Below are 11819 nucleotides of genomic sequence, written 5' to 3'. Positions count from 1 at the left end.
ATAATAAAGAAATTACTCTATTCCAAATAAGATAGTATCCAAGTATTTTTCATTTTTTTCTAATGATGATGCTCATGATTCCGCTCCAAGTCACACACCTTTCGCTTATGGGCTCGGTGGGTTGCTAGGTCTTCATCAACCTCAATGGTGACGTTTTGAAAACCACAATCTTTGAGGAAAATTCGAATAGATTCTTTACAAGCTTCCATATTCCCCATTTCTTTCATACAAATATGGACAATGGCATTTTTTTCCAAACCATCCATAGTCCAGAGATTAAGCTGATTAAGGCTGGCCACATTGTCCAATCTCTCCAGGCCATTCTTTACTTGCTTGATATCAAGACCTTCTGGCACAGCATCCAAGAAAATCTTGAGCGTAGACCAAAAACGTGGAAGGGCTTTTGAAAGAATAAAGAAAGAAATGACAAGGGACAAAAGAGGATCTAGGATATACCAGTCCGTAAATCGAAGAACAATCGCCATCAGGATAACAGCTACCCACCCTAGCGTATCTTCCAGAAAATGAAGACTCAGAATAGACTCATTCTTTGTCTTTCCCTTACCAACCACCAGACTCGCTAACAGATTGATAGTAATCGCAATAATTCCTAACCAGAGAATCCCCTCATCATTGACTGGTTGCGGATGCAAAATCTTCGTGACATTTTCCAAAATGACTAGAACAGATCCTGTCATGAGTATTATCGCTGTTACCAAGGCTCCTAGCAGGCTAAACCGCTTATAGCCCAAGGTGTACTGATTGTCTTCTTCACGATTAGAGATTGTTTCTAGAAAAGCTGATATTCCAATTGCAATCGCATCTCCCAAGTCATGCACAGAGTCAGCAAGAACAGCGCTAGAACCAAATACTCCACCTGCAATAAACTCAACAATGGCATAAGTCAAATTTAAGAAAAAAGCCACCCAAACAGCATATTTTGCCTTCATATTTCTCATTCCTTTGTTATAATAGATTTATGAACACCTTGTTCATTATCATTATCCACTAAAACTCAAAGAAAGGATAGAAGCAAAACGTCAGCTTTATTCAGTTCTGAACAATTTGCCTCAAGTGTCCATATGACTAACATTGACCGCCGTATCAGCAAAACCAAAAAAGCCATCTATCAAGCTTTTATACAACTTTTGAATGCTAAGGGCTACGAGGCCACTACTGTTCAGGATATCATTGATCTCGCAGATGTGGGACGATCCACCTTTTACTGTCACTATGAGAGTAAGGAGCTTCTTCTGGACGAGCTTTGCCGCCACCTCTTCCATCACCTCTTTGAAAGAGAGCAATCCGTTTCTACCGTGGACTATCTCGCCCACCTCTTTCTGCATTTTCAGAAAAACCAAGACCATATCACCAGTCTGCTATTTTCCAAAAATGACTACTTCCTCCGTCAACTCCATAAAGAGCTAGAACACCATGTCTATTCCGTGATGGCTGATGATTTAAAAGAATCTCACCCGAGTCTGCCTACTTCTTACCTCCAACACTTAATCGTATCCAACTTTATCGAGACATTGACCTGGTGGCTCAAAAAAGGGCAAGATTTCACAGAACAGGAAGTTGTCCAATTTTATCTAGACCTTCTCATTCCTAAAAATTGAATACAGATTAAAGCTCGGTTGCCTTATTTCTAGGCTACTGAGTTTCTTATCTTTTCAATAATCAAAAAGCCCAGACGAAATTGTCTGAGCATTCTTTTATCTAGTCGTTTAAGGAAGTTTAGTTCAGTATGCTTAAAGTCTCTGCCCCATCATTTCTTCAACAAACCTTGTTCTTGTAAAAACTCCTTGGCTACTTGTTCTGCTGACTTGCCTTCAACACCGACTTGGTAGTTGAGCTGGCTCATCTGGCTTTCAGTAATTTTACCAGCCAATTTATTGAGAACTTTCTCCAACTCAGGATGCTTCTTAAGCAAAGCTTCTTTCATGAGTGGCGCTCCTTGATAAGGTGGGAAGAGTTGCTTGTCATCTTCCAAGACCTGCAAATCATAACGCGCCAATTCCGCATCAGTTGAATAGGCATCCGTGATTTGAATATCGCCTGACTGAATTGCCTGATAGCGAAGGGCTGGCTCCATGGTCGCTACATTGAGGTTAAGACCATACATTGATTGCAAGCCCTTATTTCCATCTTCACGGTCATTAAATTCGAGAGTAAAGCCTGCCTTTAACTGTCCTTCCACTTTTTTCAAGTCCGAAATGGTCTTCAAGCCATATTCTTGAGCAATTTTCTTCGGAACAGCTACAGCATAGGTATTTTGATAAGACATAGGTTTGAGATAGGCTAGATGATCCTGTTTGGCAATACCGTCACGCGCTACATCATAAACCTGCTCTGGCTCATGACTCACTTTAGGTGATGGCTGAAGCAAACTTTCAGTCACCGTACCCGTAAATTCAGGATAGATGTCAATATCGCCTTTTTTCAGAGCTTCATAGAGGAAGCTTGTTTTCCCAAAATTTGGTTTAACAGTTGCAGTCATACTGGTATTTTCCTCAATTAGGAGTTTATACATATTGGCCAAAATTTCTGGTTCTGGACCCAATTTTCCAGCAATAACCAAGTTTTCTTTCTCTTTTTGAGCCAAAAGGGCTGGACTGTAAGACAGACCGAGTAATATTGTCACCAAGGCAAAACCAGAGAAAATCGTCCGCAATTTTGCTTTTTCCATCATTTTTAGTAGGAAGTTAAAGGCAATGGCCAGCACTGCAGAAGAAAGGGCCCCGATTAAAATCAGACTGGCATTATTACGGTCAATTCCCAAAAGGATAAATGAACCTAGTCCCCCTGCACCAATCAAGGCCGCCAACGTGGCCGTACCGATAATCAAAACGGCCGCCGTGCGAATCCCAGACATCATAACAGGCATGGCAAGTGGAATTTCAAACTTCTTGAGTCGCTCCCATCTAGTCATCCCAAAGGCAATTCCAGCCTCTTGCAGACTTGGATCAATTCCCTTCAACCCAGTGATGGTATTTTGTAAGATCGGGAAAATCGCATAGATCACTAGAGCTGTCAAAGCTGGCAAGGTTCCAATTCCCATCAAGGGGATAAAGAGCCCCAACAAGGCCAGTGACGGGATAGTCTGGAAAATCCCTGCAAGCTGCAAGACCCAATCCGCCAATTTCTCATGATAACGAAGATAAACAGCCAAGGGAATCGCTATAAAGATAGCCAGCAACAAGGTCAAAAGTGACAACTGCAAATGTTGAGATAGAGCTGTCAACCAATCACTAAAACGATCCTGAAAAGTTGCAATTAAATTAGTCATGAACACTACCTCCAAACAAGTCTGCTACAAATTCTGTGGCAGGAGCTTTTAAAATCGTCTCGGGATTCGCCACCTGACGAATCTCTCCATCCTGCAAGACAGCAATACGGTCCGCCAATTTCAGAGCTTCATCCGTATCATGGGTTACAAAAATAGTTGTCATTCCAAACTCTTTATGCAATTCTTTTGTCAGAATCTGCAACTGTTTTCTCGAAATAGCATCCAAGGCTGAAAAAGGTTCATCCATGAGGAGAATCTTAGGCTGACCAATCATAGCACGAACAATACCGACCCGTTGCTGTTCTCCACCAGATAATTCACTAGGCAAACGATGCCCATACTCAGCTACTGGTAAACCAACCTTTGCCAAAAGCTCTTCTGTTTTCTGAGCAATTTCTTCCTTAGTCCAGCCCTTCATCTCAGGAATCAGGGCAATATTTTCCGCGACCGTTAGATTGGGAAAGAGAGCAATAGCCTGTAAAACATAACCAGTAGAAAGACGAAGTTCACGCTCATCATAGTCTTTGATGCGCTTGCCATCCATATAAATATTTCCATCAGTCGGTTCCAAGAGACGGTTAATCATCTTAATCATGGTCGTCTTACCTGAGCCAGATGGACCAACTAAAACCATAAATTCCCCATTCTCAATCCGTAAATTGACATCTCTCAAGACATCTTTTTCTGTGTAACGTAAAGCTACATTTTTGTATTCAATCATTCTTTGTCCTCATTTAAAACTTCCCTCGATTGGTCAAGTCTTCTACCTTAGGCATGACTTCCTTATTGTCCCAATGCTCCACAATTTTCCCGTTTTCTAGACGGAAGATATCGTACTGGGCATAGGCAAGGCAATCAATCTGAGTCTGACCATAGCTAACCACATAGTTTCCTTGTCCTAAGAGTTGGAAAACAAAGTCAAAAGTGGCCTTTACTTACAAACAGCTAATTTGATCTATTTTAATCCTCTTTTGCCTTCTCTTTCAGATTCGCCAAAATCCTTTCTTGAAAGGCTTCAAATTGCTGAATTTCTTCCTCTGAAAAGCCTTTGTAAAAAACCGTATCCAATTTCTGACTGACACGATGCCCCACTTCTTTCTGGGACTTGCCCAACTCTATTAAAACCAAATACTTTTTACGCTTATCTTTTCCACATGGACTAACAGTTACAAGCTTTTGTTCCTCTAGCTTTTTTATCATAGTCGTCAGCGTATTATTCGCAAGCCCAGTCGCAAGCGCAATATCTGTCGCAGTTGCACAGCCAGTTTCACTATTCCATAAAACCGCTAAAATCTTGCCCTGCTCACCCCTATAAAGAGCCTCAGGATCTTGGCTCAGTAACTTTTGAAAAATCCGCCCATTCAACAAGCGAATATGATGGGCTAGCAAATGACTATCTTTCATAACACCTCCAATTTATTTCGATATCGAAACGAATAAAATAATTGTAACACTTGTCCTTTCAACTTTCAACTATTTCGATGTAGAAATAATTTTTGATAATGATTTACATCACCATACTCCTGTTCAACTAACTTTTAACGAGAGTTTCTAAACTCCTTCGTCCTCCAGTCTACAAAAGCCTTTCATCCGTACTATCCTATATTTTATGAGGGGACACGTTTTTCCTATCAGACCATTTATTTTAAAGATAGAAGTCAATCATAATTGCTTCCATCTGTTCTTTTATAGTATATTGAAGTTGGACTAGGGCACTGTATCTTAGAAAACATTGATAGAAAGCGATTTGAATTTCCAAATCAATTTGTTCGTATTTAATTTCACCTTACCCTATCTTTCTCATAGTACCCTTCAAACAACCCATCCCCTACCGTTTGACGATTCCTCACTTCTCTCCACTTCCATTACATAAGTTTCTTCACTACTATGGTCTCGGCTAACTTCTCATGATTCCTTGTTACTACTATTTGAGCGTTCACGAGATAGGTCTTACAAAAAATACTTTGATCCACAATGGAATCAAAGCATTTTAAAAATCTCCCCATACATAAGCGCAGAAGCTGTGGTTCCTCGGTACTTGGCTTCTTCTCTTTTGATAAAGCGAGCCAAGTTGAGCAACTCAGGTGCCGGATGTTTGGGATTCTTGAGCAATTCACGATTGACCAGACCTGAGAGACGAACTGCCAGCAATTGCTCATTTGTAGTAGGCAGTTTTTTAGCAGTCTCTAGGAGAGCAGCAACTAAATCTTCACTCAAATCATGGCGAGCATGATTGTAAAGATCTTTTATAAGGCTTTCTAGGTTTGGTTCTACCATCCCTACCACCTCCTTAAGTTTAATAATTTTTAATCAAGTCAACTGTTGAACGATCCAATTTTTTCACCAAGGCTTGCAAGAAAGCTTGCGCTTCTAAGAAGTCATCCATAGCGTAGAGGGTTTGGTGAGAATGGATATAACGAGCGCAAACACCGATTGTTGTAGATGGAACACCGCCATTTTTCAGATGAGCTGCGCCAGCGTCTGTTCCGCCTTTACCACAGTAGTATTGGTACTTGATTCCAGCTTCTTCAGCCGTTGTCAAAAGGAAATCCTTCATTCCTGGGAGAAGCAAGTGACCTGGATCGTAGAAACGAATCAAGGTTCCATCTCCAATCTTGCCTTGACCACCGTAGACATCACCTGCTGGGGAGCAGTCAACTGCTAGGAAAACTTCTGGGTCAAACTTGGTTGTAGATGTATGAGCACCACGGAGACCAACTTCTTCTTGGACGTTAGAGCCAAGATAGAGTTCATTTCCCAGTTTTTGACCTGACAGAGATTCCGCCAACTCGCTCACCATCAGAACACCGTAGCGGTTGTCCCAAGCTTTTGAAATGATATTTTTTTCATTGGCTGTCAAGATTGCCGAACTATCTGGTACGATGGTATCGCCAGGACGGATGCCAAAACTTTCTGCCTCAGCCTTGTCCGCAAAACCGCCATCAAAGACGATATCTGCAATAGCTGGCATAGTTGGTCCACCCTTTCCACGAGTCAAATGTGGAGGGATAGAACCCGAAATCACAGGAATTTCACGACCATCACGTGTTAAGAGTTTGAAACGTTGGCTGCTAACTACCATGGGGTTCCAACCACCGATTTCTACGACACGGAAGGTACCATCTGGCTTGATTTCGCTAACCATAAAACCAACTTCATCCATATGAGAAGCGACCAAGACGCGTGGCGCATCCGCAGCTTCTGAATGTTTAATCCCGAAAATACCACCCAAGCCATCTGTCACCACTTCATCCACGTGCGGTGTCAACTTTTCACGAAGATAAGCGCGGACAGGTGCTTCATGACCTGAGATCGCAGCAAGTTCTGTTACTTCTTTGATTTTTGAAAATAATGTTGTCATTTCAGTTCCTTCTTTCTTTCATCCATTTTACCACTTTTTATAGGAGAAGGATAGCGGGAAGGTGGATTTCTAAATTAGTATCTTAGTCTTACTGTATCTTAGAAAAGGATAGTATTCTCTTGCATATGATGCAAAATCTAGTAAACATTCCAAGATTAACTTGAATTTTTATTTCCAAACAAAACAAACAATCCAATACTATATTTGTTCAGTTTTTTTCATGAAAATTACAGAAAATAGTTGACTTTCCTTCCCTCTTTCTTTAAAATAGTACAAAACTAGGAGAAGGAAAAAATCATGACCAAAACAATTCTTGTTACAGGTGGAGCTGGCTACATTGGCTCCCATACCGTTAAAGCTCTTTTAAATGCTGGCTATCAGGTACATGTTCTAGATAATCTCTCTACAGGAAATCGTTCGGCTGTGGATAGTCGTGCTAGCTTTAAGCAACTAGATGTTTATGATGCTAGCACCTTAAAGGCTTACTTAGAAGAAAATAAGATTGACGCTGTTCTTCATTGTGCAGGTGAGATTGTTGTGAGCGAAAGTATTGAAAATCCAAGTAAATACTTCACTGCCAACGTTGCTGGTATGAACCAAGTTCTCAAAGTCTTATCTGAATTTGGCATTCAAAAAATCATGTTCTCTTCGACTGCTTCTCTCTATGGTAATAACTGTATTGACAAGCCAGCTACTGAAGATACCCTGCTCGACCCTGTCAACCCTTATGCAGAGACAAAACTGATGGGCGAACGAATGATTTACTGGATGGCTAATCGCTACGATTGGAAATATGTCATTTTCCGTTACTTTAATGTAGCTGGGGCTGAAATGGATGCTTCAAACGGTCTGCGCGTGAAAAATCCAACTCATATCATTCCAAATATCAACAAGACCGCATTGGGACAAAATGATAGCCTGAAAATATTTGGAGATGACTACGATACACGTGATGGTTCATGTATTCGAGATTACATTCATGTCTTGGATCTTGCACAGGCTCATGTTAAAGGAATGAACTACCTATTTCAAGAAAACAGTTCTTCTCAAATCTTTAACTTAGGAACTGAAAAAGGCTATACCGTCAAAGAAATCTTTAAAACTGCTGAAGAATTACTGAATCAAAAAATACCACACGAAATTGTTGCTCGCCGTGCTGGTGACCCAGCTAGCGTCCTAGCAGACGCATCAAAAGCTAAACAATATCTTGATTGGAAGGCTAGCTACTCTCTTGAAGATATTATTTTATCGGATTATCATTGGCGTGTTAAAGAAGGCAAAAACATTTTAGAATAGGAAAACAGAGGAGAAGGTCCTGGTACTCTCTCCTTGTTTTATTCATTAAATTGTCAGAAAATTTATTGACAGATTAAAGAAATCGTGTTACAGTAATATCCGCAGGTATCTTTCAATACCAAATCTACATGAAAGGACGGGGTATGAAACTTTCTCATTATTTAATTGGCTTACTTCTACTCCTAGTCTTTCTCTCTATTAGCATTGGGACCAGTGATTTTTCATGGGGAAAACTCTTTGCACTGGATCATGAAACTTGGCTTCTCTTTCAAGAGTCCCGTCTTCCAAGAACCATTAGCATTCTCCTTACTGCCTCTAGTATGAGTATGGCAGGACTCCTCATGCAGACTATCACTCAAAATCAGTTTGCTGCTCCGAGTACAGTTGGAACCACTGAAGCCGCTAAACTAGGAATGGTATTGAGCCTCTTTGTCTTTCCGTCGGCTAGTCTGACTCAAAAGATGCTCTTTGCTTTTGTTTCATCCATCGTACTTACTCTCTTCTTCCTAGCCTTTATGACCATTTTTACTGTAAAGGAAAGGTGGATGCTACCCTTGATTGGGATCATCTATAGCGGGATTCTCGGCTCTGTGACAGAAGTTATCGCCTATCGTTTCAATCTGGTTCAGAGTATGACCGCTTGGACCCAGGGCTCCTTCTCCATGATTCAGACTCATCAGTATGAATGGCTTTTCTCAGGGCTCATTATCCTGATAGCCGTTTGGAAATTATCCCAAACCTTTACCATCATGAATCTAGGAAAAGAAACTAGCGAAAGTTTGGGGATTTCTTACTCCCTGCTTGAAAAACTGTCCCTCTTTCTGGTTGCGCTAACGACTAGTGTCACCATGATTACCGTGGGTGGCTTGCCATTTCTCGGAGTCATCGTTCCCAATCTTGTCCGCAAGCGCTATGGAGATAATTTGAGTCAAACCAAACTCATGGTCGCACTGGTTGGGGCCAATCTAGTTCTGGCTTGCGATATCCTATCCCGAGTTCTGATTCGACCCTATGAGTTGTCTGTCAGTCTTCTACTAGGAATCATTGGTAGCGTCGTCTTTATCCTACTTCTCTGGAGAGGGGGACGAAAAGATGCAGTTTAAAAGCAAACATACCAAACTCTTCGGTCTTCTCATTATTCTGGCCATCGGAGCTTTCCTTCTCTACTTTTGGCCCATCACTCACTTGTCAGCCTTTGCTTGGAAGTTGCGTTCCCAAAAGATCATCGTTTATCTCTTGGTAGCTATCGCGACTGGGATTTCGACCATTAGTTTTCAAACCCTGACGGAAAATCGCTTCCTGACACCTAGTATTTTGGGAATTGAATCCTTCTACGTCCTACTACAAACCCTACTACTGGTTTTTGAAAGCAAGTTTCTTCAACTTGGTAAGTCCCCTATCTTAGAATTCCTAGTCTTACTTCTTGTCCAATCCCTCTTCTTTCTTGCCTTACAAGGCTACTTGAAGACGCTGATGAAGCAAGATCTGGTCTTCATCCTGCTGATCTGTCTAGCCCTCGGAAGTCTCTTTCGAAATATCAGTACCTTCCTCCAAGTCCTGATGGATCCAAACGAATACGATAAACTGCAGAACAGTCTCTTTGCTTCCTTTCAGCATCTCAATACTTCCATCCTAGCCATCGGCTCTCTGATTATCCTTGCTTTGACCATCTTTTTCTTTCGGAAAGCAGTCATTCTGGATGTCTTGCACCTACAAAGAGAAACGGCTCAGATATTGGGACTCGATGTTGAAAAAGAACAGAGAGAACTCCTCTGGGGCATCGTGCTTTTAACTTCAACGGCCACTGCCTTGGTAGGGCCTATGGCCTTCTTCGGCTTTATGTTGGCTAACCTCACCTACCTGATTGTCAAAGACTATCGGCACAAGTTACTCTTTATCGTAGCCATTCTGGTTGGATTTATTAGTTTGACCTTGGGACAAGCCCTGATTGAACGAGTCTTTGCGCTGGAAATTCGCATCAGCATGATCATCGAGAGCGTAGGTGGTCTCTTATTCTTTATCTTACTATACAGGAGGGCGCGTCAGTGAAACTGGAAAACATTGACAAATCCATTCAAAAACAGGATATTTTGCAAGACATTTCACTTGAAGTCAGTCCTCAGAAACTGACAGCCTTTATTGGTCCAAATGGTGCTGGAAAATCGACTCTCCTCTCCATCATGAGCAGACTGACCAAGAAAGATCAGGGAATTCTCAGTATCAAAGGCCGTGAAATCGAGAGTTGGAATTCGCAAGAACTGGCTCAAGAACTGACTATCCTAAAGCAGAAAATCAATTACCAAGCCAAATTGACGGTGGAAGAACTGGTCAGTTTTGGACGTTTTCCCTACAGCCGAGGTCGACTGAGACCAGAAGATTGGGAAAAAATCCGAGAAACTCTGGACTATCTGGAACTAACCAACTTAAAAGACCGCTACATCGACAGCCTGTCTGGGGGACAACTCCAGCGAGTCTTTATCGCTATGGTACTGGCCCAGGATACAGACTTTATCTTGCTGGACGAACCACTCAACAATCTCGACATCAAACAAAGCGTTAGCATGATGCAGATTCTTCGGAGACTGGTGGAAGAACTAGGGAAAACCATTATCATCGTCCTTCACGATATCAACATGGCCAGTCAGTATGCAGATGAAATTGTCGCCTTCAAAGACGGTCAAGTCTTTAGCAAGGGAAGAACAGATCAAATCATGCAGGCTGACCTGCTCAGTCAACTTTATGAGATTCCCATCACGCTGGCTGACATCAATGGCAAAAAGATCTGTATCTATAGCTAATAACATAGAAGTTCAAGTTAGAGAACCTTCAGTCTCTTAGTCAATAAAACCTAGAGACTCCCTAAATCGTTATCACATTTTAAAAAGGAGAAATTATGAAAACATCCCTTAAACTTTATCTCACTGCCCTAGCGGCCAGCTTCTTGCTCCTACTTGGTGCATGTAGTACAAACTCAAGCACTAGTAAGACGGAGTCAAGTAGCTCTGCTCCAACAGAGGTAACCATTAAAAGTTCACTAGGTGTAGTCACACTTTCAAAAGTCCCTGAAAAGATTGTGACCTTTGACCTCGGTGCTGCGGATACTATTCGCGCTTTAGGTTTTGAAAAGAATATCGTCGGAATGCCTACAAAAACTGTTCCGACTTATCTAAAAGATCTAGCTGGAAAAGTTAAAAATGTTGGTTCTATGGTTGAGCCAGACCTAGAAGCCCTTGCTGCTCTTGAACCAGACCTAATTATCGCTTCACCACGTACCCAAAAATTCGTAGATAAGTTCAACGAAATCGCTCCGACTGTTCTCTTCCAAGCAGGCAAAGATGACTACTGGACTTCTACCAAGGCTAATATTGAATCCCTAGCAAGCGCCTTCAGCGAAACAGGTACACAGAAAGCCAAGGAAGAATTGGCCAAGCTTGACAAGAGCATTCAAGAAGTCGCAACTAAAAATGAAAGTTCTGACAAAAAAGCCCTTGCCATCCTCCTCAACGAGGGAAAAATGGCAGCCTTTGGTGCCCAATCTCGTTTCTCTTTCTTGTACCAAACCTTGAAATTCAAGCCAACTGATACTCAATTTGAAGATTCTCGCCACGGACAAGAAGTCAGCTTTGAAAGTGTCAAAGAAATCAATCCTGACATCCTCTTTGTCATCAACCGTACCCTTGCCATCGGTGGGGACAACTCTAGCAACGACGGTGTCCTAGAAAATGCCCTTATCGCTGAAACACCTGCTGCTAAAAATGGTAAGATTATCCAATTAACACCAGACCTCTGGTATCTAAGCGGAGGCGGACTTGAATCAACCAAACTCATGATTGAAGATGCACAAAAAGCCTTGAAATAAGCTACTTTAAACTC

Annotated in this window: 12 protein-coding genes and 1 pseudogene; 6 read left to right on the top strand and 7 right to left on the bottom strand. The window is 41.7% G+C overall.

The genetic code is table 11. From position 1 onward, the window contains the following. Positions 1-59 precede the first annotated feature (59 nt). Positions 60-950: a cation diffusion facilitator family transporter gene (locus tag WKI42_RS07400; RefSeq protein WP_218764310.1), complete on the bottom strand. Its 891-nt coding sequence runs from the start codon at positions 948-950 to the stop codon at positions 60-62. Between the two features lie 132 nt (positions 951-1082). Between WKI42_RS07400 and WKI42_RS07395 the strand changes: the two genes are divergently transcribed. Beyond that, complete coding sequence (locus tag WKI42_RS07395; protein ID WP_218764309.1) at positions 1083-1619, top strand: TetR/AcrR family transcriptional regulator; 537 nt, start codon at positions 1083-1085, stop codon at positions 1617-1619. Positions 1620-1768: 149 nt separating this feature from the next. On the opposite strand, the gene WKI42_RS07390 is transcribed toward WKI42_RS07395, so the two are convergent. From WKI42_RS07390 to pepA, 6 genes and pseudogenes are all read right to left on the bottom strand, one after another. Then, on the bottom strand, positions 1769-3289 hold the full coding sequence (locus WKI42_RS07390; RefSeq protein ID WP_368081578.1) for an ABC transporter permease/substrate-binding protein: 1521 nt from the start codon (positions 3287-3289) through the stop codon (positions 1769-1771). Next, on the bottom strand, positions 3282-4010 hold the full coding sequence (locus WKI42_RS07385; RefSeq protein ID WP_112443807.1) for an ATP-binding cassette domain-containing protein: 729 nt from the start codon (positions 4008-4010) through the stop codon (positions 3282-3284). Before WKI42_RS07385 ends, WKI42_RS07390 begins: the two co-directional genes overlap by 8 nt. A gap of 13 nt (positions 4011-4023) precedes the next feature. After that, positions 4024-4215 (bottom strand): annotated as a pseudogene (locus tag WKI42_RS07380) (nuclear transport factor 2 family protein); the annotation flags it as partial. Between the two features lie 34 nt (positions 4216-4249). After that, the gene (locus WKI42_RS07375; RefSeq protein WP_368081577.1) at positions 4250-4693 is read right to left on the bottom strand and encodes a MarR family winged helix-turn-helix transcriptional regulator; all 444 of its coding nucleotides are present in this window, start codon (positions 4691-4693) and stop codon (positions 4250-4252) included. A 576-nt stretch (positions 4694-5269) separates the two neighbouring features. Next, a complete protein-coding gene (locus WKI42_RS07370) occupies positions 5270-5566 on the bottom strand; it encodes a bacteriocin immunity protein (RefSeq protein WP_368081576.1) in 297 nt (98 codons plus the stop codon). Positions 5567-5585: 19 nt separating this feature from the next. Then, the gene (gene pepA / locus WKI42_RS07365) at positions 5586-6650 is read right to left on the bottom strand and encodes a glutamyl aminopeptidase (RefSeq protein WP_368081575.1); all 1065 of its coding nucleotides are present in this window, start codon (positions 6648-6650) and stop codon (positions 5586-5588) included. Between the two features lie 297 nt (positions 6651-6947). Between pepA and galE the strand changes: the two genes are divergently transcribed. From galE to WKI42_RS07340, 5 genes are all read left to right on the top strand, one after another. Further along, positions 6948-7946, top strand: coding sequence for a UDP-glucose 4-epimerase GalE (galE, locus tag WKI42_RS07360; RefSeq protein WP_368081574.1), 999 nt, complete (start codon positions 6948-6950; stop codon positions 7944-7946). Positions 7947-8089: 143 nt separating this feature from the next. Further along, positions 8090-9049 (top strand): ABC transporter permease, encoded by a 960-nt coding sequence (locus WKI42_RS07355; protein WP_368081573.1) that lies wholly within the window; start codon positions 8090-8092, stop codon positions 9047-9049. Beyond that, the gene (locus WKI42_RS07350) at positions 9039-9995 is read left to right on the top strand and encodes an iron chelate uptake ABC transporter family permease subunit (protein WP_050241850.1); all 957 of its coding nucleotides are present in this window, start codon (positions 9039-9041) and stop codon (positions 9993-9995) included. The genes WKI42_RS07355 and WKI42_RS07350 overlap by 11 nt, the downstream gene beginning before the upstream one ends. Next, the gene (locus tag WKI42_RS07345) at positions 9992-10744 is read left to right on the top strand and encodes an iron ABC transporter ATP-binding protein (protein WP_368081572.1); all 753 of its coding nucleotides are present in this window, start codon (positions 9992-9994) and stop codon (positions 10742-10744) included. Before WKI42_RS07350 ends, WKI42_RS07345 begins: the two co-directional genes overlap by 4 nt. Before the next feature lie 95 nt (positions 10745-10839). After that, entirely contained in the window at positions 10840-11805 is a 966-nt protein-coding gene (locus WKI42_RS07340) for a siderophore ABC transporter substrate-binding protein (protein ID WP_368081571.1), read from the top strand. The last annotated feature ends 14 nt before the right edge of the window (positions 11806-11819 follow it).

The sequence above is a fragment of the Streptococcus pseudopneumoniae genome (genome assembly GCF_038148935.1).
GTDB classification, from domain to species: domain Bacteria; phylum Bacillota; class Bacilli; order Lactobacillales; family Streptococcaceae; genus Streptococcus; species Streptococcus pseudopneumoniae_U.
The sequence above is the reverse complement of the archived record's forward strand: the minus strand, read 5'-3'. Positions and strand labels throughout refer to the sequence as shown.